Origin of the sequence: Bradyrhizobium sp. F1.13.3 (assembly GCF_040548265.1) — a bacterium.
In the GTDB taxonomy this organism is placed as follows: domain Bacteria; phylum Pseudomonadota; class Alphaproteobacteria; order Rhizobiales; family Xanthobacteraceae; genus Bradyrhizobium.
Genome location: NZ_JBEPRI010000003.1, coordinates 366,709 through 387,944, shown reverse-complemented (window position 1 = coordinate 387,944; position 21,236 = coordinate 366,709). Strand labels below are relative to the sequence as shown.

The 21,236-nt window shown below is 64.4% G+C and carries 19 protein-coding genes; 8 read left to right on the top strand and 11 right to left on the bottom strand.

Features of this window, described 5'->3' with window-relative positions:
* Positions 1 to 14 precede the first annotated feature (14 nt).
* Positions 15 to 695, bottom strand: a complete 681-nt coding sequence (locus ABIB66_RS11435) for a lectin (protein WP_354208449.1) — start codon at positions 693 to 695, stop codon at positions 15 to 17.
* Between ABIB66_RS11435 and ABIB66_RS11430 the strand changes: the two genes are divergently transcribed.
* From ABIB66_RS11430 to ABIB66_RS11410, 5 genes are all read left to right on the top strand, one after another.
* Positions 685 to 900 carry a hypothetical protein gene (locus tag ABIB66_RS11430; RefSeq protein ID WP_354208448.1) on the top strand — a complete coding sequence of 72 codons (216 nt, stop codon included), beginning with the start codon at positions 685 to 687 and terminating at the stop codon, positions 898 to 900. The genes ABIB66_RS11435 and ABIB66_RS11430 overlap by 11 nt on opposite strands.
* Before the next feature lie 158 nt (positions 901 to 1,058).
* Entirely contained in the window at positions 1,059 to 2,072 is a 1,014-nt protein-coding gene (locus ABIB66_RS11425; RefSeq protein WP_354254853.1) for an NrtA/SsuA/CpmA family ABC transporter substrate-binding protein, read from the top strand.
* On the top strand, positions 2,063 to 2,911 hold the full coding sequence (locus ABIB66_RS11420; RefSeq protein WP_275170019.1) for an ABC transporter permease: 849 nt from the start codon (positions 2,063 to 2,065) through the stop codon (positions 2,909 to 2,911). Before ABIB66_RS11425 ends, ABIB66_RS11420 begins: the two co-directional genes overlap by 10 nt.
* 20 nt (positions 2,912 to 2,931) lie before the next feature.
* A complete protein-coding gene (locus tag ABIB66_RS11415; RefSeq protein ID WP_354059617.1) occupies positions 2,932 to 3,771 on the top strand; it encodes an ABC transporter ATP-binding protein in 840 nt (279 codons plus the stop codon).
* Between the two features lie 90 nt (positions 3,772 to 3,861).
* Complete coding sequence (locus ABIB66_RS11410; RefSeq protein ID WP_354254852.1) at positions 3,862 to 4,587, top strand: Crp/Fnr family transcriptional regulator; 726 nt, start codon at positions 3,862 to 3,864, stop codon at positions 4,585 to 4,587.
* Between the two features lie 10 nt (positions 4,588 to 4,597).
* Here the strand turns inward: ABIB66_RS11410 and atzF are convergent, their stop codons facing one another.
* From atzF to flgB, 9 genes are all read right to left on the bottom strand, one after another.
* On the bottom strand, positions 4,598 to 6,100 hold the full coding sequence (gene atzF / locus ABIB66_RS11405) for an allophanate hydrolase (RefSeq protein ID WP_354208445.1): 1,503 nt from the start codon (positions 6,098 to 6,100) through the stop codon (positions 4,598 to 4,600).
* 51 nt (positions 6,101 to 6,151) lie between these two features.
* On the bottom strand, positions 6,152 to 7,156 hold the full coding sequence (locus ABIB66_RS11400; RefSeq protein ID WP_354208444.1) for a Tim44 domain-containing protein: 1,005 nt from the start codon (positions 7,154 to 7,156) through the stop codon (positions 6,152 to 6,154).
* Between the two features lie 205 nt (positions 7,157 to 7,361).
* Complete coding sequence (cckA, locus tag ABIB66_RS11395) at positions 7,362 to 9,944, bottom strand: cell cycle histidine kinase CckA (RefSeq protein ID WP_354208443.1); 2,583 nt, start codon at positions 9,942 to 9,944, stop codon at positions 7,362 to 7,364.
* Between the two features lie 154 nt (positions 9,945 to 10,098).
* A complete protein-coding gene (flhB, locus tag ABIB66_RS11390; RefSeq protein WP_354058153.1) occupies positions 10,099 to 11,178 on the bottom strand; it encodes a flagellar biosynthesis protein FlhB in 1,080 nt (359 codons plus the stop codon).
* Positions 11,179 to 11,189: 11 nt separating this feature from the next.
* Complete coding sequence (fliR, locus tag ABIB66_RS11385; RefSeq protein WP_275170013.1) at positions 11,190 to 11,960, bottom strand: flagellar biosynthetic protein FliR; 771 nt, start codon at positions 11,958 to 11,960, stop codon at positions 11,190 to 11,192.
* Between the two features lie 17 nt (positions 11,961 to 11,977).
* A complete protein-coding gene (gene fliQ / locus ABIB66_RS11380; protein WP_007612284.1) occupies positions 11,978 to 12,241 on the bottom strand; it encodes a flagellar biosynthesis protein FliQ in 264 nt (87 codons plus the stop codon).
* A 151-nt stretch (positions 12,242 to 12,392) separates the two neighbouring features.
* The gene (fliE, locus tag ABIB66_RS11375; RefSeq protein ID WP_007612285.1) at positions 12,393 to 12,701 is read right to left on the bottom strand and encodes a flagellar hook-basal body complex protein FliE; all 309 of its coding nucleotides are present in this window, start codon (positions 12,699 to 12,701) and stop codon (positions 12,393 to 12,395) included.
* A 16-nt stretch (positions 12,702 to 12,717) separates the two neighbouring features.
* A complete protein-coding gene (flgC, locus tag ABIB66_RS11370) occupies positions 12,718 to 13,143 on the bottom strand; it encodes a flagellar basal body rod protein FlgC (protein WP_027567607.1) in 426 nt (141 codons plus the stop codon).
* Between the two features lie 18 nt (positions 13,144 to 13,161).
* Positions 13,162 to 13,566, bottom strand: coding sequence for a flagellar basal body rod protein FlgB (gene flgB / locus ABIB66_RS11365; protein ID WP_354058150.1), 405 nt, complete (start codon positions 13,564 to 13,566; stop codon positions 13,162 to 13,164).
* 349 nt (positions 13,567 to 13,915) lie between these two features.
* Between flgB and ABIB66_RS11360 the strand changes: the two genes are divergently transcribed.
* From ABIB66_RS11360 to ABIB66_RS11350, 3 genes are all read left to right on the top strand, one after another.
* Positions 13,916 to 14,890, top strand: a complete 975-nt coding sequence (locus ABIB66_RS11360) for a flagellar biosynthetic protein FliO (RefSeq protein ID WP_354208442.1) — start codon at positions 13,916 to 13,918, stop codon at positions 14,888 to 14,890.
* Positions 14,887 to 15,648, top strand: a complete 762-nt coding sequence (fliP, locus tag ABIB66_RS11355) for a flagellar type III secretion system pore protein FliP (RefSeq protein ID WP_275170009.1) — start codon at positions 14,887 to 14,889, stop codon at positions 15,646 to 15,648. The genes ABIB66_RS11360 and fliP overlap by 4 nt, the downstream gene beginning before the upstream one ends.
* 197 nt (positions 15,649 to 15,845) lie before the next feature.
* Positions 15,846 to 17,051: a multidrug effflux MFS transporter gene (locus ABIB66_RS11350; RefSeq protein WP_354254851.1), complete on the top strand. Its 1,206-nt coding sequence runs from the start codon at positions 15,846 to 15,848 to the stop codon at positions 17,049 to 17,051.
* Between the two features lie 286 nt (positions 17,052 to 17,337).
* Here ABIB66_RS11350 and ABIB66_RS11345 read toward each other — a convergent pair whose 3' ends face one another.
* On the bottom strand, positions 17,338 to 21,084 hold the full coding sequence (locus ABIB66_RS11345) for a tetratricopeptide repeat protein (RefSeq protein WP_354254850.1): 3,747 nt from the start codon (positions 21,082 to 21,084) through the stop codon (positions 17,338 to 17,340).
* Positions 21,085 to 21,236 lie beyond the last annotated feature (152 nt).

The window sequence follows — 21,236 nt, the reverse complement described above, 5'->3', positions numbered from 1 at the left end:
GCGAGTTCCGCGTCTCAATTCGACGCGAAGCAATACAGCAGGCCGTCGCCGCCGGTGCTCTTCAGATCGGCCTGCGAGCAGCCGCCATCGGGACCGCGCGAGGGATGCGAGCTGTTCCACGATTTCGACGGCTCGTCATCGCGCAGGCCTTGACGGTCGGCGTGGCCGACGACCGCCGCGCCTTGCGTGCTCGACGTCCAGTTCTTGCAGGTCTTGTCATCACCCGCGGGAAATGCGCTGCCGTCGGCTTGCGAACCCGTGAGGATGTCGTGCCGGTTCGGCGTGTCACCGCGGCCGTTGATGACCTCGCCTTTCTCGCTGAGCGCGGTCTGCTTGGTGAGGTTGTTGGCCGCGCCGTGCAGGTCGGCAACGTCCTTGGCGATCACAGCGCCCTTGGCGTTCTGCCACGGTCCCTTGCCGATGCGGTCGCGCGCGTTGACGGCCGGCTTGCCGTCGGTTGCCTGGGTCGAAAGATAAGCGCGCCAGGTCTTGCTGTCGGCGCCGCCGGCCTGGGCCAGCTTCTGGCACTGCGCATCGGCCCCCTCCAGGCCGCCGAGATCGGCGCCTTTGCCAGGGCCGTTGGAAGTCACGAAGAACGTCATGTCGCCCGACTGCGCCTGCGCCGATGGCGCCGCAAGCAAGGCCGCAGCGAGCGCGAGGCCTGAAATCGTCACGGATCTCTCAATGCGGATCATCCTGTCCTCCATTTGTGTTGTCGTTGGCCGCCAGATTTCAACCCGACGCAGGCCCGCTTATTCCGATGCCGCAATGCGAGACGCCCAAAAGAAAAAGGCGCGATGCAAGAAGCACGATGCCCTGGTTTTTCATGCCGTCTGCGATCAGTTGGTCAGCAGGATCGCCGACGATTCCCGGCCGCTTCCCGACTGCCATGTCGATTAATTGCTTCCCGGGACAATGGTGCCGGGCGAGCATACCAAAATGGGCCGATCCTCAAGTGATGGTCCAGGGGAGGACGCGGGGACTGTGGCGGGACCGTTCAGGGCGGTATCCGCGATCACATCGGGGCTGCGCAGGGCGCGGCGCAAGGGGAGATCGTCATGCACCGGACCACAATCCGCCCAATCACGACAATTTCCGGCCACGCCACCCTTTGCTGCCTTGCCGTCGGTCTTGCCATCGGTCCGAACTGCGCCTTGGCCGCGGAACTGCTCAAAGCCCGGCTGGCACAAAATCTCGCACCGATCTCCGGCCTTGCGATCGTCGCCAAGTCGAAGGGAATCTTCGAAAAGCACGGACTGGACATCACGGTTTCGAACTTCACGTCCGGCAAGCAGTGCCTGGACACCGTGATCGGGGGCGGTGCTGACATCGCGACCACGGCGGAGGCGCCGGTCACCGCTTCGACGATGGCAAACCAGCCCATCGCCTTCGTCGCCGGGATGGAATATTCCGATCTCAAGACGCTCGTCGCGGCCAAGGCCGGCGTCAAGACCAGGGCAGATCTTCGCGGCAAGCGAATCGCCTTCACTGCCGGCACCGGTAGCGAGGTTTACACGGCGACCTTGCTGAAGTCGGCGGGATTGACGCCCAAGGATGTCACCCTCGTCAATCTGCGGCCGCAGGAGATGCTGCCGGCACTTGCAGCCGGAAGCATCGACGCGATCGACACCTGGGAGCCCCACGTGGCCAACGCGAAGAAGGCCCTGGGCGAAGCCGTCGCTGAGGTAGATACAAAGGGCACCTACTCCGAGACGTTCAATATCGTCGTCATGAAATCCTATCTGGACGCCAACCCAGTGCTGGTCGAGAAATTCATCGCCGCACTGATCGATGCCGAGATCTGGATGAAGGCACAGCCGGATGAAGCAATCACGACAGTGGCGGACGCGGTTGGAATGAAGCGGGACGAACTCGCCCCCATCTGGGCCGACTATGTTTACCGGGTGCGTCTCGACGACCGGTTGATCGAGATTCTGAAGACCCATTCCGCATGGCGCCTTGAGAGCGGCAACCATCCTCCGGGAGCGGCGATGCCCGACTTCAGCAAGGTCGTCGTCACCGAGCCACTGAAAAAGGTCGATCCCGCACGCGTCACCCTGTCATGGAAATAGCCACCCGCGCGGCCATGCAGGAAGCCACTTCAGCGGGACGCGATATTGCCATCCGCACTGGCGGTCGCGCTCGGCGGCCGAATTCGGTTCGGCTTCGCCGTCTCAATATTCTGGTCGGGGCGCTTTCGCTTCCCTTGTTCATTGGGCTCTGGGAACTGGTCTCCCGTTCCGGGACCGTCAACATGGTGCTGTTTCCGCCGCCGACGGTGGTTGCTGCGGCGGTGCTTGAATGGATACGAAGCGGACAGTTCTTTAGCGATCTGTTGGCCAGCCTCTTTCGCGTCACCACGGGATTCATCATAGGTGGCGCGCTCGGCATCCTCCTCGGTGTCCTCACCGGTCAATTCCCCCTTATCTCGAGCTTGCTGTCCCCGCTATTCCATATCTTGCGACCTATTCCGCCGATTGCGTTCGTGCCGATCGTCATTCTCTGGTTCGGCCTGTCGGAGGCGGGAAAATTGTTCCTCGTCGTATGGGGCGTATTCTTCACGGTATGGCTTTCGACTCACATCGGCGTGCAGAAGGTCGACCGTGGCCTGATTCGGGCGGCGTTGATGCTCGGCACGCCCCGACGGCAGATGCTGCAGGAGATCGTCCTGCTGGGCGCGCTTCCCTACATTGTGGTCGGGTTGCGCACCGCCGTCAGCATCTCCTTCTACACGCTTGTCGCGGCTGAACTGGCCGGCGCTTTCGCCGGCATTGTCTACAGGATCGAGATTGCGCAGCAGAATTTGCAAACGGGCCAGGTCATGGGCGGACTCGCAGCGCTCGGGTTGATTTCGTTCATCGCCGACCGGCTGTTTGCGGCTCTTGCCGAACGTATCGTCTGGTGGCGCTGATGTCGGGATCTCGATCGGGCATGAACCTGGCGCTGGCAAGTTCGCCTGCCTCCGTCGAATCGGCGCGGAAACAACCGGCCATTCAAGTCTCGAACCTGAGCATCGTTTTCGACACCAAGCGCGGGCAGATCATCGCGGTCGATCGCGTTTCGTTTGACGTGGCACCTGGCGAGTTCGTTTGCATCGCCGGTCCCTCCGGCTGCGGCAAGTCGACGGTGCTCAATACGATCGCCGGGCTGGAAGTGCCGTTCGAAGGCGAGATCCTGGTCGAGGGCGCGCCCGTCTACAGTCCGCGTCCCGATGTCGGCATGGTGTTCCAGCAGCCGCATCTCTTCCCCTGGAAGTCCGTCCGCAGCAACATCGCCCACGGTCCCAGGATGCTCGGGAAGTCCACGACGGAAGCGTATGCCATCGCCGACGATTTGATCGCGATGGTCGGCCTCAAGCGTTTCGCCGACGCTTATCCGAACACGCTGTCCGGCGGCATGCAACAGCGCGTGGCGATCGCGCGAGCGTTGGCCAATCAGCCCCGTGTGCTGCTGATGGACGAGCCCTTCGGGGCGCTCGACGCACAGACCCGTGCGGTGATGCAGGACAATCTGCTGGCGTTGCGCGACCGGATCAAGGCGACAATCGTATTCGTGACGCATGACATCGATGAAGCCATCGTGCTGGCCGACCGCGTTCTCATCATGAGCGCGGGACCCGGCCGCATCCTGCGCGAAGTCGCGGTCAAGCTGCCGCGCCCACGGTCGAGTTCTGTCATGGTCGAGCCAGCTTATCTTTCGCTCAAGAAGGATTGTCTCGACGTCATCCGCGCAGAAGGGTTGCGGGCGTTCAATCAGTCGGACGCCGACTGATGACCCGGAGCCCTCGGGTCTGAGGCGGACCGCAGCGGGCTGGCATGGTTCTTGAATAGTCGATGCCGGGTCTCACATGCGGAGCCGGCCATGCACAGGGCGAACAGCGCGATTGCGGCAGGTGTGATGCTCGCGGAGTCGGACGATCTCGTCAGACCGCTGCCCGGCTTGCTGGATGGTCTCAACCGGGCTGATTGCAACCGGTTGCGTGCGATCGGACGCGAAAAGATCCTGGAAGCCGGCCAACTGGTTTGGTCTCAGGGCGACGCGCAGGCCGGAATTTACCTGATCAGCGAGGGCCGCATACGCAGCTACTATGCGGCACCGTCGGGGCGCGAAGTCACGCTCGCCTATTGGTTTCCCGGCAACTTCGTCGGAGGGCCCGACATATTCGGGACGGGCCCGCACATGTGGACATCGGTTGCGGCCGAGCGCAGCCGGTTGACCTTCATGCCCGGACCGGCGCTGCGGCGGCTTGCGCTGGAATCGCCGACGATTGCCGTCGCCTTGCTGGATGCCCTGGCATTCAAGGCGCGATGCTATTCGGCGATGGCCCAGATGCTGGGGACGCGCTCGGTGACCGAGCGGCTGCACAGCCTGCTGATCTTCCTGTCGCACGTCTACGGCGTGAAGCGCGACAACGAGGTCGTCGTCGGCATGCCCTTCACCCACGGGGATCTCGCCAACCTCATCGGATCCACCCGCCAGTGGGTGACCGTGCAACTCGCGCGGCTCCAGGACGAAGGCGTGATCAGATACGAAAGATCCGTGATTTCGATCCTGGATGTTTCTACGCTCGGGCAGGCGATGGGATAATGTCCGCCCTTTAGCCGCCAGACTTCAATTCGAACGCCGATCCGTCTGCGCCGGCCTCGAACCGCCGCGCCAGTCCGATCAGCGCGCGATCGTGCCAGGCCGGCGCCAGCAGGGTCACGCCCATGGGCATGCCGTTTGACAATTTCGCATTCGGAACGGCGACGCCGCAGAGATCGAGTAGATTGGCAAAGTACGAGTAGTAGCCCAGACGATTGTTGAGGGTGATCGGATCACGATGCATCTCCTGCAGTGTGAACGGCCGCGGTGCAGTCGGAACCACCAGGGCATCGATGCCGGCAAAGATTTCTTCGGCGTCGCGGCGAAGCCGGTGCAGCCGATGAATGGCACCAAACGTGTCGATCGCCGAATAGCCGGCGGCTGAGTCCAGCACGGTCCTCGTGACATCAAGCAAGGAGCCGGATTCGACGTCGATGAGCGAAGCGATGGCAGAGTGCCTCTCCGCGACCCAGGGACCGCTGAACATCAACTCCCCGGCCTGGCGGAATGGGGCGAAGTCCACCTCGATCGCCGTTCCTCCGATATGAGAAAAACGCTCGCAGGCGCTCTCGTAAAGTTCGCCGCATTCCGACATGCCGAAGCATTCGAGATCCGCTGGCGCAACGCGGCCGAACCGGAATGATGCCGCCGCCCCGTTGGCGGGGAAAAAGGTTCTGGGCAGGCGACTGTAGGGATCTTCGAAATCAAACCCTTCGATGATGTCGAGGATTGCCTCGCCGTCGCTGACGGTATTGCAGAATACCGAAACGCAATCGATCGTCGGACAGTTCGGCACCAGGCCACGTGATGACACCAGCCCAACGGTCGGCTTGATTCCGACGATGTTGTTGAACCCGGCAGGTATGCGCCCCGAGCCGCCGGTATCGGTGCCGAGCGCAAAGGCGACGTGCCCGGCCGCCACGGCGACGGCGGACCCGGAACTGGAGCCGCCCGCAACATAGCGCGCATCGGCAACCGACGCGCAGGGGCCATGGGGCGACCGCACGCCGGATAGGCCTGTGGCGAACTGATCGAGATTGGTCTTTCCGAGGCAAATTGCGCCGGCCGCGATGAGGCGTTCGACGCTATGCGCGGAATGCCAGGGCGTATAGCTGAACGCCGGACATGCGGCAGTGGTCGGCATTCCCGCGACGTCGATATTGTCCTTCACACCAAATGGAATGCCGAGCAGCGGAAGATTTTCGCCCGTCCGCGCGCGCGCCACCAGCTTATGACATTCTTCGAGTGCCTCCTGCCGCGGGCGAAGATAGATCCAGCAATTGCGGTCGCACTCCGCCTCGATCCGGTCATACGCCGTTCCGATCGCCTCCAGCAGCAGGGACGAACTCCTGGCAATGCCTTCGTAGTTTGTCCTGAGGCGCGCGACACACTGGCTCACGGAATATCTCCTCATCCGACCCGGCAGGCGCGAAATTGCGGCAGCTCTGCGCGGCCAACAAGCAATTAAGTGCTTCGCCCAAATGGCCGCCTGACCGGAAACGCGCCGCTCAAACAAAAAGGGCGCCGTGCCGAAGCACGACGCCCTCGTTTGTCGCTATACGCGCGATCAGTTGGTCTGCTGGATCGCCGACAGTTCCCAGGCGCCGCCCGGACGTCGGGCAAAGGTCCAGACTTCGGTGGCCTCGCCCGGCTGCTCGCTGCCGGCGACAATTGCGCCGGTATTGCGGTCGAGCGTCTTGTCGGTGAGCGCGAAGCGCAGCGCCACGGTCGCGTAATCGGTCTCGCCTTCGCGCCAGGATTCCGCGAGGTCGCCCTGCAACAGCTTCACATCGCTGACCTTGTTGACGACGTTCCGCGCGCGGTTCTGGCCGAGGTCCTGCTCGAAATAGGAGACCATTTCCGGCGTCGCTAGCGTGTGCAGCTTGGCCACGTCCTCGTTGGACCAGGCGGACTGGACGTCGCCGAGCAGGCGCTCGAACGCCTCATAGTCGCCCGGCTTGATCTCGAGCGGTGCGTTGTTGGCGCCGAAGCCGAAGCCGCCGCCAAGACCGCCACCAAGGCCACTACGGTTGTTCGCCTGCGGTCCCGGACCGGCACCGGCTTCAGCGTTGGCATAGGCCGCCTGCGGGGTGTGGCGGCGCTGCCACCAGGACATCGCCAGCCGAACCACGAGCACCACGAGCACGATCTGGATGATCAGGCCGATGATCGACGACATGCCGCCGAGGCCGCCGAACAGGCCACCGCCAAACAGCATGCCGAGCAGGCCGGCGCCGAGGAAGCCGGCCGCAAGGCCGCCCATGAAGCCGCCGGCCCGGCCGAACAGACCGCCGCGCGCGGGAGCGGCGGCAGCCGAATTCATGCCTGCGCCCGGCTGGGTGTAGGTCCGATTGAACTGCGAGGTCGAGCCCGGCGCGGTCGTGGTCGATGGCGGGGCCGAATAGGTGCGCGAACCGCGCGAACCCGACGACATGCCGCCACCGACGCGCGCGTCGGCGGACGAGATCGCCAGCGCAGTCGGCAGCGCAAGCGCCAGCACGACGGCAATCGTCTTGAAGAGACTGCGGGAGCGTTGCGAGAAATTCATGTTCGTTTCCCAGATCCCCGGCATGGGGACGTGTCCCTAAGATGGGCAGCCTTCCGTAAAAAGGAAGCCACTATCGGAACTTATGGCTGCGGCCCTCAGTCGCGGGGATGTGGCAAAAGCCCATATTTGGCGGCGGCTTGGCCGGGTGTGCAAAGGAGCCGCGGTCGCGGGTTACCGGTCGGTTTGGCGACAGGAATTCCGCTTTGCCGTCATCATTCCGTTGAGGCCCTCACCCAGCCTTCGCCATCGTCTCCTTCACGGCCGCAACAAGCTGGCTGAGCGTGAACGGCTTGGGCAGGAAGTCGAACTGCTGGCCTTCGGGCAGGCTCTTCTCGAACGCGTCTTCGGCGTAGCCGGAGACGAAGATGAACTTGATGTCGGGGTTCTTCTCGCGCATCGCCTTGAGCAGTGTCGGGCCGTCCATCTCCGGCATCACGACGTCGGACACGACGAGATCGATTCCGCCGCTCTGTTCTTCCAGCACCTCCAGCGCCTCGACGCCGTTCTCGGCTTCGACCACGGTGTAGCCGCGAGAGCGCAGACCGCGTGCGTTGAGCGCGCGCAGGCCCTCTTCGTCCTCGACCAGGAGGATGGTGCCCTGTCCGGTGAGATCGGTGCGGGGCTTGGCGTCCGCCGCGAGCCCGGCGTCCTTCGCGGCACCATTGCTGGCGCCAACGACCGGCGCCGGCTGCTCGACCTGCACCTCCGGCTCGGCATGATGGCGCGGCAGGAAGATGTGGAACGAGGTGCCCTGCCCCGGCTCCGAGTCCACGTAGATGAATCCGCCGGTCTGCTTGACTATGCCGTAGACAGTGGAGAGCCCGAGGCCGGTGCCCTTGCCGACTTCCTTGGTCGAGAAGAACGGCTCGAAGATCTTGTCGCGGATATCGGCGGGGATGCCGGTACCGGTGTCGGCGACCTCGATCCGCACGTAGTCCGCTGCCGGCATGCCCTTGTAGGCCAGCCTGGCCGCTTCCTCGGTGGTGACGTTTGCGGTGCGGATGATCAGCTTGCCGCCGTCGGGCATGGCGTCGCGCGCGTTGACCGCGAGGTTGACGATGACCTGCTCGAACTGGGAGACGTCGACCTTGACCGGCCAGAGATCGCGGCCGTGGATGGTCTCGTGCTTGACCTTCTCGCCGATCAGGCGGCGCAGCAGCATGGCGAGATCGGAGAGCGCATCGCCGAGGTCGAGCACCTGCGGCCGCAGCGTCTGCCGCCGCGAGAACGCCAGCAACTGCCGCACCAACGTGGCGGCCCGCGTTGCGTTCTGCTTGATCTGCATGATGTCCTGGAACGACGGGTCGGTCGGCTTGTGCGCGTTCAGCAGGAAGTCGTTGGCCATCATGATGGCGGAGAGCACGTTGTTGAAGTCGTGGGCGATGCCGCCGGCGAGCTGGCCGACCGTCTCCATCTTCTGCGACTGGTTGATCTGGTTCTCCAGCGCGCGCCGCTCGGTGGTCTCGAGCATGTGCACGATGGCGACTTCCGCGTCGTTCTCGGCCGCGTCCACCGGCGTGACGAAGAACTGGCCCCAGCGCTCTTTGGTTCCTTCGAGCGCCACTTCGACCGGCGCGACGTCGGCTTGGCCCTCCGCGGCCTGGTTGATGGCCGCGATCAAAAGGTGCCGGTCGCGCGAATTGACCGCGCGGAAGATCGACTTGCTGGCGCTATCGAGCCCTAGCGCCTGCCCGAGCTTGGCGTAGCGCGCATTGGCGCGCACGACGTTGCCGCCGCGGTCGACGGTGGCGATCGCCATCGGGGTATGGTCGAAAAAGCGCATGAAGCGCACTTCAGCGGCGCGGTCCGGATCGCTGCGCTCGTCGCGGGCGCGGCTGATCACCAGCGTGCGCGACGGGCCCGGCGCACCGTCGGCGCCGAAGGCGAGCTTGTGATAGAGCCGCACCGGCATGGTCTTGCCGGTGCGCATGCGCAGGTCGATGTCGAAGACTTCCGTCTTGACCTCGCCCGGCACCGCCACGATCGCCGTGAGCAGCGAAGCGCCATCGCCGGAGACGATGTCGGTGAGCTTCAGCCCGCCCGAGCCGATCTCGGCGAGGTCGTAGTCGAGCCAGTTCGCCAGCGTCGCGTTGACGTAAGCGAGTTCGCCGGCCGGATTGACCGAGAAGAAACCGCAGGGCGCGTGATCGAGATATTCGATCGCGTGCTGGAGTTCCTGGAACACGTCCTCCTGACGCTCGCGGTCGCGGGTGATGTCGGCGATCGACCACACTGCGTATCTTGTCTCGCGCTTGCCGGTGCCGAGGGGCCGCACCCGCATGCGCAGCCAGCGGCCCTGGCTGCCGTCATTGCCGGAGATGCGCACCTCTTCCTGCTGCCGCTTGCCTTCGCGCGCGGCTTTCAACAGGCGGAACACCGCCTCGGAGACGTCGGGGTTGCCGATGAAGACGCGCTCCACGGGGCGCACGTCCTGCGGGCCGGCGGCGCCGGTCAGCGTCAGATAGGCCGCATTGGAATAGACCACATGGCCGCGCGGGTCGGTCACGGCGAGGCCGTCGAAGGCGTGGTCGGCGATGCGCCCCATCACGGGATCGTCGAGATTGCGATCGACGAAGCGGATGATGCCGGCGGCGAAGGCGAACAGGTTGAACAGGCCGACCATCGCCAGCACGGCGAGGATGCCGAGAATATAGGGCTGGGCCTGCGCGCGCCCGAGCGTCATCAGCCCGACCGCGACGGCGACGAGGCCGGCAGCCACCAGCAGCACCAGCGCAATGCTGCCCGAGCGCGGCGACGGCTCGTGCGCCGCAACGGGCTCGCGTGTGAGGTCGTGGTCGGTCTCGGCAGTCATCTCAAGCTGGCACAGCCTGTCGGCAGAGAATCAACGCGCTACAGGGCGCGCAGGGTCCTCCCTGCCTGAATCGGACCCGCAGGCGCAAGGGCAGCAGGGGCGAAAGGTACGCTGATTCCCAGATTACGGCCATTTCCAGTACTTTTCAGGGGTTTTATTGCCGGCTGGCGCCAAATCCGCTCTTCAGACGCATGACGTAGCCGATGACTTCGGCGACCGCATGGTAGTGCTCGGTCGGGATTTCCTCGTCGATCTCCACGGTGGCGTAGAGCGCGCGGGCGAGCGGCACGTTCTCGACGATCGGAATGTCGTGCTCGCGCGCGATCTCCCGGATCTTGAAAGCGAGGTTGTCGACGCCCTTGGCGACGCAGATCGGCGCAGACATGCCGCGCTCGTAGGACAGCGCGATCGAATAGTGGGTCGGGTTGGTGATGATCACGGAGGCCTTGGGAACCGCCGCCATCATGCGCTTCTTGGAGCGCTGCTGGCGCAGTTGCCTGAGCTTGCCCTTGATGTGCGGATCGCCTTCGGATTGCTTGTACTCTTCCTTGATCTCCTGGAGCGACATCTTCTGCCGCTGGAACCAGCTGCGATACTGGAAGAAGTAGTCGCCGATGGCGATGATCGCGAGCGCCGCAACCACCGCGCCGAGCAGGTGAATGGTCAGGCTGGTGGTGGCGCCGAGCATGGCGGCCGGATCGAGCCGGACCATCGCCTCCATGCGATGCCGTTCCGGCCACAGGATCGTGGTCATGACCGCGCCGAGCACGATCAGCTTGCCGAGACCCTTGAGGAAGTTTGCCGCCGCTTGCTTGCCGAAGATGCGCTTGAGGCCTTCGGCAGGCGACAGCTTGCTGAACTTGGGCTTGAGGGACTCGGCCGACCAGACCAGGCGGTGCTGCAGCATGTTGCCGGCAATTGCCGCCAGCACCAGCATCAGCAGCGGCACGCCCATCGCCGCCAGCACCGCGACTTCGATCTGCTGCATCAGGGCGAGCAGAGCCCTGCCGTCGGTCTTGATCATCCAGGAATTGGCGATCAGGTTGCGCATCGGCGCCAACAGCCCGCTGCCGACCGATGCCGAGAAGCTCGAGACCACGAGCGTGGCGCCCGCGATCATGAACCAGGTGTTGATCTCCTGGCTCTTGGCGACGTCACCGCGTTCGAGCGCCTCTTCGAGACGTTTTTGCGTTGGGTCTTCTGTTTGACTCTCTGGATCGTTGTCTTCCGCCATCGATCACCTGGTCACTTGAGTGGCATCATCTGGTGCATGACACCGATGAAATAGTCGAGATAGGTGCCCATCATCGCCGTGAGCACGACGGCGAGCACCAGGAAGCCGGCGAAGATCGAGAGCGGCACGCCGACGAAATAGACCTGCATCTGCGGCATCAGCCGCGCCAGCACGCCGAGCCCGATGTTGAAGACGAGGCCGAACACCAGGAAGGGTCCGGAAAGTTGCAAGCCGAGGCGGAACGCGGCGGCAAAGGCGCGCGTCGCCAGCGCGGCGATATCGCCGCTCGACACCGTCTCGCCCGGCGCGAAGATCGTGTAGCTGTCATTCAGTGCCGCGATCACCAGATGATGGCTGTCGGTGGCGAACAGCAGCGTGACCCCCAGTATCGTCAGGAAGTTACCGACCAGCACGCCCTGCTGCCCTTGCGTCGGATCGACCGAGGTGACGAAACCCAGCCCCATCTGCTGTGCAATCACGGAACCGGCAACCTGCAGCGCCGACAACGTCACCCGCGCGGTCGCCCCTAGCACGATGCCGATCACGATCTCATGCAGCATCAGGACCAGCAGCGGCGCGATGGAGCCCATGTCGACCTGATAGGCGTTGCGATGCAGCGGCAGGATGATCAGCGTGAGCAGCAGCGCGATCGACAGTTTGATCCGTGTCGGGATATTGGTTTCGCCCAGCCCCGGCAACAGCATCACCATCGCGCCGACCCGGGCAAAGGCGAGCATGAAGGAGGCGGCAAGCGCCGGCAGCAGCGAGACGTCGATGCGCATGACGGGCGCATTGTGCCTCAGCCGCCGATGATTCGCGACGATATCCGCAGCATGTGGGAATGCAGCGCGTCGGCCATGAACGGCAGGGCCAACAGCATGGTGGCAAAGATGGCCAGGATCTTCGGCACGTAGATCAGCGTCTGCTCCTGGATCTGCGTCAGCGCCTGGAACAGCGACACGACGACGCCGACCACGAGGCCAACCACCATCAGTGGCGACGACACGATCACGATGGTCCAGATCGCATCGCGCGCGACGTCGAGGGTTTCCGGTCCGGTCATTCGCAGTTCCTTTATTCAAGTCTCATCCGCACCGCTCGGTGAGGACGACACGAAGCTCTCCTCGTCATTGCGAGCGAAGCGAAGCAATCCAGACTGCCACCGCGGAAGATTTTGGATTGCTTCGCTACGCTCGCAAGGACGACCGAGAAAATCAGATCGGCATCTTCATGATGTCTTCATAGGCCGCGATCACGCGGTCGCGGACCGAGACCAGCGTGGACACGGCGACGTCGGTGTCTGCGACCGCCGTCACCACGTCCATCACGTTGGCCTTGCCGGCGGCCATCGCCACCGTCTGCGCATCGGATTTGCGGCCGGACTCCAGGACGCTGCCGACAGTGTCTTTCAGAAGAGAGGCGAAGGACTGCCCGCTCGGTTCGCTGCCCTTGCCGGCACCGCTGTTCTCCAGCACGCGGGCGAGGTTTGCATAGGCGTTGGCGGCAATTGTCGGTGTTGCCATGGTTCAAATGTCCTGTTCAGCTCTTGAGGATGTCGAGGGTGCGCTGGATCATCCGGCGCGTCGCGCTGATGATGTTGAGATTGGCCTCGTAGGACCGCTGCGCGTCGCGCATGTCGGTCATCTCGACCACCGAGTTCACGTTGGGATATTTGACGTTGCCGGTCGCATCCGCCGCCGGATTGTTCGGCTCGTATTTGGTGCGGAAATTGGACTGGTCGGGTTTGATCCTGCCGAGGGTGACGACCTGCGCGTCGAGTGTGCGGTCGAGCGCGGAGGAGAAGGTCGGCACCTTGCGCCGGTAAGGATCGCCGCCAGCGCTTTGTGAGGTCGAATCCGCGTTTGCGATGTTCTCCGAGATCACCCGCATGCGCCCGGCCTGCGCCCGCAGACCGGAGGTCGCGATCGCCATCGAACGGGCAAAGTCGCTGCTGTCATTCGCCATGATGCGCTTCCTCTAGCTCTAGCCTTTGCCGATCGCGGTCTTGAGCAGGTGCAGGCTCTTCGAATAGAGCGAGGTCGCCGCCGCATAATCCATCTGGTTGCTGGCGGCCTTCATCATCTCCTCTTCGAGATTGACGGCGTTGCCCGCGGGGCGGGTCTCAAAACCCGCATTCTTGTTCTGGTCGAATCCGGAAGCCGCGCCTGACGGCGCCATGTGGGAACCGCTGGTGCGGGTGAGCGTCAGGGGGCCCATCGAACCCGTGACGGCCCCGCTCTTGTCCAGCTTCGGCTCGACCAGGTCGCGCGGCCGGAATTTGGGCGTGTCGGAATTGGAGACGTTCTCGGACAGGACGCGCTGGCGCTCCTGGTGCCATTGCATCTTGGTGCGAAGCGCCGATAGCACCGGAAGATCGTTGATGGACATCGTTGCGGCTCCTTCCGCCTCGCAGGACCCATGGTCCGAAGCTAGGCAGAATTTGCCGCCTGTATCGTTAACAGCTGGTTAAGGAGTCGTAGGCAGTTGTCCCCCGCCGGGACACGAATGCGCCCACCCCGTGATTCTACGCCTCCAAAAGCGGCATTAACCCAACCGCTTGGCGGTGCGTACACAGGCCAAGAAGTCGTTTTGGATCGAGCGATTCATGGGTTATTAAGAGTTGGGGACGGCAAAACTTGCCGTGGGACGTTAAGAAATCGCAGTTTGGGCAACGTAAGCCGGTGGTTGGCGCATCTGACCACGGGCCCGAGAAAAGCGCCATTTGTCGGGGACAAGTATGCAAGGCAGCCCTATCACCTTCATCGTCGCGTTCATCGTCGTTCTGGCGTTGATCGGCGTCGCTGCATGGCTGGTTCGCCGATTCGCCACCAGCCGGCTCGGCGCCAACACCCAGCGCGGCCGGATGCCCCGGCTCGCCGTGATCGATGCCGCCGCGGTCGACGGCCGCCGCCGTCTGGTGCTGGTCCGGCGTGACAATGTCGAGCATCTTCTGATGATCGGCGGCCCCACCGACATCGTCGTCGAACCCAACATCGTGCGTGCAGCGCCCGGCCGCGACCAGCTCCCGCAGCGTCCCAATGCCGCCGAGCCGCCGCGTCTTGCACCGATGCATGATTCCAGCAGCTGGGCCGACGAAGCACCGCGGCCCGAACTGCTCGATCATCCCGAGCAGCAAATGCCCGAGCCGCCACCGCGGCCCGCGCGCCCCTCCTTTGCCGACGAGGTGCGCCGGCCCGCTCCCGGGCTGGCCGAACGCCGCAACGAGCCGCCACTGGCCGGCTTCGGCTCCGAGCCGATCGCGCCGCGCCCCGAGCGCGAGCTGCGTCCCGAACCTATTCCGCCGCGCGTTGCGCGCAACGAACCCCCGCTGATGCCGCGTCCGCCGCGCCAGAGCGAGCCGGTGAAAGCGCCTCCAGTGCGCGCCGAGCGCGTAGCCGCGCCTCCTCCTCCGCCTGTGCCGCAGGCTCCGCCCGTTCCGCCGCCGGCACCCGCTCCTGCGGCGCCATCGAGCGCCGAGCAGAATCTCGCCGAGATGGCGCAGCGGCTCGAAGCTGCGCTGCGCCGCCCCGCCGGCGAGACGCTTGCCCCTCCGGTCGCCCCGGAGCCCCCGGCCGCTCCTCCGCGTGTGGCCCGTAGCGAGCCGCCGGCACCAGCGGCCCCTCCCGCAAAGCCGGCTCCGGAAAAGACCAGCTTTGAAAATCTCGAAGACGAGATGGCCTCGTTGCTCGGCCGTCCGAAGCCGTCTTCGTGAGTCTGCCGGCCCTCCCGCGTAGAGTTTTTCTTCTTTCTGTCCTGATCGGCGCGGCTTCGCTCGCGATGCCGGCGCATGCGCAGGACATCAGCATCAATCTCGGCGGCGGAGGCGCTGGCGGTGGCGGCGTCACCGAGCGCGCGATCCAGCTGATCGCGCTGCTGACGGTGCTGTCGATCGCACCGTCGATCCTGATCATGATGACGTCGTTCACGCGCATCGTGGTCGTGCTGTCGCTGCTGCGCACCGCGATGGGCACAGCGACCGCCCCGCCGAACTCGGTGATCATCGCGCTGGCGATGTTCCTCACCTTCTTCGTGATGGGACCGGTCCTGCAAAAATCCTACGACGAAGGCATCCGTCCGCTGGTCGCCAATCAGCTCGGCGTCGAGGACGCGCTTCAGCGCGCCTCCGTCCCCTTGCGCGGCTTCATGCAAAAGAACGTGCGCGAGAAGGACCTCAAGCTGTTCCTGGATCTCTCCGGCGAGCCGCCGCCCGCGACCCCCGACGAGCTCGGCTTACGCATCCTCGTCCCCGCTTTCATGATCTCGGAGCTGAAGCGTGCTTTCGAGATCGGTTTTCTGCTGTTCCTTCCCTTCCTGATCATCGACCTCGTCGTCGCGTCCGTGCTGATGTCGATGGGCATGATGATGCTGCCGCCCGCGACCATCTCGCTGCCGTTCAAGCTGATCTTCTTCGTGCTGGTCGACGGCTGGTCGTTGGTGGCGGGGAGCCTGGTGCAGAGTTACGGGGGGTAGCGGGCCCGGGGAGCGGTCACCGCCCCCATCCTCTCTGACCCAAGGCTTGTAGGCGTGTACTTGAGCTTACCAGCGCAAGGGGGAAGCCTGCCACCGTGAGCGCGTTCGGCGGCTTGTGACATACCGGAATATGCTCAGATTGCGCATTCAGCGGACCTTTGATATGATGGTTATCATTCATTGATCCGAAGCGGCTTATGACCAGCAACGTCGAAAACCGTCCGCTCGCTCGAGTCGTGCCGCTTGGTCTTCAGGTCGCCGTTCTTGCTGCGTTGTCTGCGAGTGGCACGTTGGCCACCAATATTCTGTTGCCTTCGCTACCGAGTATCGCCGTCGCGGTAGGCGTCTCCAGCGCTCAGGTAACGTCAGCTATCACCATATTCCTCGCCATGTTCGCGGTCGGACAACTTGTTGTCGGTCCGTTGTCGGATCGTTTCGGCCGGCGCGTACCCGTGATGATCGGGTTTGCTGTATTTTTCGCAGGTAGCATATGGTGCGCGTTAGCCAATGATTTGGCGGCACTATTGATGGGTCGCGTTGTGCAGGCCGGTGGCGCATGTGCCACGTCTGTCCTTTCGCGAGCTATCGCAAGAGATCTCTTTCAGGGCGAAAAGCTCGCGCGCGTGCTCACCTTTGTTATGGTTGCGATGGCAGCGGCGCCCGGATTCTCGCCCCTGGTCGGTGGCGCGCTGGATCATTTTTTTGGCTGGCGTTCAGCATTTGTGTTCGTCGGAATCTTCGCCGTCGTCGCCGCTTCAGCATTTCTTGCGGCTTTCGGAGAAACGCACCACGCGCCACGCGCCGAGTTCAATTCCTCGACGATCGCCAAGAATTACTGGTCGCTATCGACTGACCGCCGTTTCTTGGTTCCTGCCGCAACTGTTAGCCTCATCTTAGGTGCGCTGTTTGCAATGTTTTCGGCGTTGCCGCGTGTCTTGATAGAAGGCCTCGACTTCACGCCCATGCAACTCGGCCTGTTCTTCGCAGGCACTGTCATGATCGTCTTTAGCGCTGGCATTATCGCTACAAAAATCGTTCCGCACCTTGGCCTTGATCGATCGATTTGCATCGGCCTCGCGCGGGCCTGTGTCGGCGGCGGCATGGTGTTGCTTTTCGCGCTTTTCGATGGGCGCTTTTTGCCATTTCTTGTCGGCGCATGCGTATTCTTGCTAGGCATGGGCATGGTCAATCCGCTCTGCAGTGCGCAAGCTCTTTCGCCATTCGGCGATCGCGCCGGTGCTGCCTCGGCCCTGTTGGGTTTCTGGCAGATGTTGGCCGCGGCGCTGGGGGTATCGCTTGCGGCGGTGATCGCAAGGAACCCCATGATCGGGCTTGGTCTCGTGCTAGTGCTTGCCTCGACCTTGGCCTCGGCAATCTATCAGGTGCGGGTAAAGCTCAACTAAGACCGTTAAGAGATCGCTTGCTGGCCCTTAGCTGCTTCCTGTTTCTACGCCCTAAGGTCGGTTTGCGGAGCATATGTTTCTCACAATGGACCTGAAGCCCTCAGCCGACTAACAAAGGCAAACGGGCCATGTCCGGTCTCAAGGACTGAATGGACGCGGCCTAGGTCCGCGGGGCTGATCGGGTTGATGAGTACGCGCCCCTGGGCGATAGGCTTCGGCCCCTGCCCGTCACTTCGAGGAGCTTGCTCACGGGCGCCAGTCGCGAGGCCCAGAAGGAGCAGCGATCTTACCGCGCCATCTTGATCTGCCGCACCACCGGGATCGTGGGCAGCGAGCCGGTGTGGTCGGACTGGTCCTTGGCTTGCGGCGAGGCCGGCGCCCGCGCGGTGGCGTCGGGGAAGCGCTGCTTCATCTCGCGCAGGAAGCCGTCGAGCGTGTCGACGCTGGCAGCCAGCTTGGCGATATCGGCGAATTCAGCGCTGGAGGCGCCGGTCGGTTTGCTCGCGATGTCGAAGGCGAGCCGATCGGCGCTCTCGCTCATCAGCGGCGCATATTTCTCGCGGAAGCGCGACATGCCGATCGAGTCGTCGGCGAGCGCATAACCGACGGCGGCGCGGATGATATCGCTTTTCTCCACCGCATTGAGCGGCTTGAAGTCGCGGAAGCGCTCGCCGTAATAAAGCTCGATCTGCTCGGCGGACTCGCGCCAGCGCCGCGCCGCCCAGAAGATGTCCGAGCGCAAGCGCAGCACCTCGCGCCCTGTAACGTTGGAGACGATGTCGAGCGCAAGATCGTGACGGCCGACGTCGCTCTGGGCACGCGCCTCCAGCAGCAGGCGTTGCTGCCTGAGCTCGCCTGAGAGGTCGCTGATGCGGCTCGCGCGCAACGCCGTGATCGCCATGTCGGGTCTGCGGTTGGCGAGATAGATCATGGAGAGGCGCGCGGCGACTTGCGCACGCGCCGCGCCTTCGAGGCGGTGGTCGACCTGGTACTGCAGGAGCTCGGCGGCCTGGTCGAGCAGATCGATCGAGGCGAGACGGTCGGAGAGGCGCCGGATCAGTTCGTCGCCGCGGCGGCCGATCGGCGTCAGCTCGCGGAACTCGTAGAACATCCCCAGCGCTTCGATCGGCGGCAGCTCGTCGCCCTTGGGCCCCAGGAAGATCTGCGTGAACAGGTCGGAGGCAAGGTCCTGCGCCTGGCGCGAGGCTTCCGCGTTCGGCTGCAGCTTTGTCGCGGTACGCGCCGCGGTGAGCGCGTCCCGGTAGCGCCCGTTCTCGGCAAACATCTGCGACAGCATCTGGAGCGTCTTGACCTCGATCGAATCGCCGCGCCAGGTCATCGAGAGCGTTTCGAGCTCGCGCAGCGCGTCTTCCTTGCCGATCTCGTCGCGCTTCTGCCGCAGCGCGACCTCGAGCTGCTTGGCCTCGGCCGCAGCCGGCCGGTCCGACGAGCCGACCGCGAACTTGTAGTCGTCGAGCGCGTCCTTGTCGTGGCCGAGCGCCTCGGCGAGCCGGCCGCGCAGCACGGCGAAGCCGGGCGCGGCCTCGGGCGAGACGCCGACCACCTCGAGCTCGCTGCGGCGCTTGGAGGCGCCGGCATAGTCCTTCACCTCGAGCGAAGCGCGCATCGCCTCCATCGTCACGATGCGCTGGATGTCGAGCGGCAGCGAGGCGATGGCGAATTCGACGTTCTTGAACTTCTCGCGCGCGTCCGCCCATTTGCCTTGGCGCGCATAGGCGAGCGCCTTCCAGAGCTGGGAATCGTGGCTGTTGCCGATCACGGGATTGGCGAGGTCCTTCAGGCCCTGTGCCGGCCGGCCGATCAGGATGCTCGCGATCGCATGCATGATCAGCGCACCGCTCTCCTCCTTGTTGAGGGGATCGGCCAGCATCAATTCGGTGACGGCCTTGGCCTCGTGATACATCGCGCGCGACATGTAGAATTGCGCGAGGTCGAGCCGCGGCAGCGAACGCATCGCCGGTTCGACGTTGGAGATCGCGGTGATCAGCTCGCTCTGGCGCGCGATGAAATTTTCCGACTGGCCCTTGCGCCAGCCTTCGGGGCTGAAGACCGGCCGCACTGCGGTCGGCGCGCGCTCGGCCGAGATGTCGACCGGCGACAGCGTCAGCCCGCCCTTCTTGCCGAGGATGACCTTGTCGGCCCCGACCTCGACGCCGACCTCATCGGAATTCGGTCGGATCGCGATGCCATGCGCGGATTCCAGCAGCGCGAGATCGACGAGGTCCTGCCGCTTGATGAAGCCGCGCACCGGCCGTTGCGCGGTGACGACATAAAGCGTGTCGCCTGCATCGGGATCGGTGAGCTTGTGCAGGAGCCCCGGATTGGCGAAGGGGATCGCGATGTTGGCGAGCGCTGGGTCGGTGATGTTGCGCGAGATCATCAGCGGCAGCGGCGTCGCCTGGATTTTGTCGGCGAGGGTCAAGAGCCAGTTGGTTTGCTTGCCGACCTCCTCGCTCGTCAGCGAATAGACCAGCGGCCGGGTGAGACGGATGCGCACCGCCTGTCCCTTCTCGAGCGGGACGCGGCCGACCTCGCCGATCATCGCACCGCCCCTGGTGCGGATTGCCTCGACGTCGATCGGCTTCGCCGTATCGAACACCAGCCAGACGGTGTCGCCACGGCGGAACGCCGCCGCAGGCGTTGCGACCTGAAGCGGGAAGCTCACGCGCAGGCCGTCGCTGTCGCGACGGACATCGACGCTGGCACCAATCGGCTGCGGCGCGGCGGGCGCCTCTGCTGGCGCGGCCTTGACCGGCTCCTTGACGGGCTCCTTGGCAGCTTCCTTCACGGCCTCTTGAGGCGCTTCGGCCATAACCGGCTTTGCAGGCGCGACCGCAGTTTCTGCAACTGGCGCGACAGTCTTTGAAACTTCCTTGGGCGCTTCCTTGAGCGCTTGCGCAGCGTGCGCGGCTTCGGACGCAGGAGCCGGCATCGGCTTCGGCGCTTCAGCAGGCTGCATGGCGGCGGGTGCTTCCGCCTTCACCTCGGGCTTGACGTCGATCCTGGCTTCGCGCGCGATCGTCTCGGACGTCGGTGGCGCGATCTCGCGCTGCGCCTCCTTCGGCTTCTCGACCGCCGGCTTCTCGGGCGCAGGCGCCGGGCCATGAGCGGCGGGCTTGGCCTGCGCGATCGCAGCCTCGGCCGAATTGGCCATCTTGCCCTTGTCCGGCTGGAAGGAGATGTCGACGACGTAGTTCTTCTCGTCGCGGAACGAATGCACGTCGGAATCGCCGATCAGCGCGATCTCGACACTGGTCTGGTCGATGTCGGCTTTCTGCTTGATCGAGGCGACGTTCGGCGGCGCTGCGACGACCGCGTCCGCCAGATCGAAATTCAGGTTGGCGTTGAAGGCGAGCGTGAGCTTCTGCTCGTTGAGCACGGAGGACACACCGACGCCGTCCGGCATCTCGAACACGAAGCGGACGAAGGTCGGCTGCACCGAGGCGCGCACGCGGATCTGCGGACGCTTCTTGCTCTCCGCCGCGGCGCGCTGGGCGCGCAGTGCGCGTTCGGCGACGCGCGCGCGCTCGGCGAGTTCCTTGACCACGTCCATCGGCAGGCTCGGCGGCGGCCCCTTCCATCCCTCCGGCAGGAGGTCGATAAAGGTGCGTTCGCCAGCATTCATGGTGTTGACGGTGACGCGCCGCGCCAGCGACAGGCGGATGGCGCCGCCATCGGGATCGCGGCGGGCGGAGTTGACGTAGTCGGGCGCGCCTTCCGGGACGCGGTCGACGGGAACGTCGACCGGCCGGTCGAAACGGATGACGAGAATGGAGCCGGCCGTCGTCACCTCGGAGGGGACGTCCTCTCCGAGCTTGATCACGAGACGGGCAAAGCCGCCGCCGGCCGAGAAAGTCGCCTCGCCCCGGATAGCATCGGCCGCCGGGACAGGCGCCGTGAAGCCGATCAGCAGGCCGGCTGCCAGCAGCGGCGCCGCGCAGACATGACGCGACAGGCCCTGCGCCAAAGCGCGGGCTCGCGACCACAATCCATCGGCAGCCTTCTGCGCCATTGGCAGCATTTCTTCCGGTCTGACAATCCAAGCCGGCCATCGCGCCGGCCGGTGCCATTGACTGTAGGTCTCGCCAATTAAGGACTTGTTAATGCTATATTTTGATTGGGGCCGCACGCCCTGCCGGATCGAGCGTGGTCGGCCCCCAGCTT

Bases quoted from the DNA above. Each gene is read 5' to 3' on its own strand.
- ABIB66_RS11400 (WP_354208444.1), bottom strand. From the start codon at position 7,156: ATGCCGGGGATCTGGGAAACGAACATGAATTTCTCGCAACGCTCCCGC.
- ABIB66_RS11420 (WP_275170019.1), top strand. From the start codon at position 2,063: ATGGAAATAGCCACCCGCGCGGCCATGCAGGAAGCCACTTCAGCGGGA.
- fliQ (WP_007612284.1), bottom strand. From the start codon at position 12,241: ATGACCGGACCGGAAACCCTCGACGTCGCGCGCGATGCGATCTGGACC.
- ABIB66_RS11415 (WP_354059617.1), top strand. From the start codon at position 2,932: ATGAACCTGGCGCTGGCAAGTTCGCCTGCCTCCGTCGAATCGGCGCGG.
- cckA (WP_354208443.1), bottom strand. From the start codon at position 9,944: ATGACTGCCGAGACCGACCACGACCTCACACGCGAGCCCGTTGCGGCG.
- ABIB66_RS11360 (WP_354208442.1), top strand. From the start codon at position 13,916: ATGCAAGGCAGCCCTATCACCTTCATCGTCGCGTTCATCGTCGTTCTG.
- fliR (WP_275170013.1), bottom strand. From the start codon at position 11,960: ATGCGCATCGACGTCTCGCTGCTGCCGGCGCTTGCCGCCTCCTTCATG.
- ABIB66_RS11430 (WP_354208448.1), top strand. From the start codon at position 685: ATGCGGATCATCCTGTCCTCCATTTGTGTTGTCGTTGGCCGCCAGATT.
- ABIB66_RS11410 (WP_354254852.1), top strand. From the start codon at position 3,862: ATGCACAGGGCGAACAGCGCGATTGCGGCAGGTGTGATGCTCGCGGAG.
- ABIB66_RS11425 (WP_354254853.1), top strand. From the start codon at position 1,059: ATGCACCGGACCACAATCCGCCCAATCACGACAATTTCCGGCCACGCC.
- ABIB66_RS11435 (WP_354208449.1), bottom strand. From the start codon at position 695: ATGATCCGCATTGAGAGATCCGTGACGATTTCAGGCCTCGCGCTCGCT.
- flgB (WP_354058150.1), bottom strand. From the start codon at position 13,566: ATGTCCATCAACGATCTTCCGGTGCTATCGGCGCTTCGCACCAAGATG.
- flgC (WP_027567607.1), bottom strand. From the start codon at position 13,143: ATGGCGAATGACAGCAGCGACTTTGCCCGTTCGATGGCGATCGCGACC.
- fliE (WP_007612285.1), bottom strand. From the start codon at position 12,701: ATGGCAACACCGACAATTGCCGCCAACGCCTATGCAAACCTCGCCCGC.
- ABIB66_RS11350 (WP_354254851.1), top strand. From the start codon at position 15,846: ATGACCAGCAACGTCGAAAACCGTCCGCTCGCTCGAGTCGTGCCGCTT.
- flhB (WP_354058153.1), bottom strand. From the start codon at position 11,178: ATGGCGGAAGACAACGATCCAGAGAGTCAAACAGAAGACCCAACGCAA.
- ABIB66_RS11345 (WP_354254850.1), bottom strand. From the start codon at position 21,084: ATGGCGCAGAAGGCTGCCGATGGATTGTGGTCGCGAGCCCGCGCTTTG.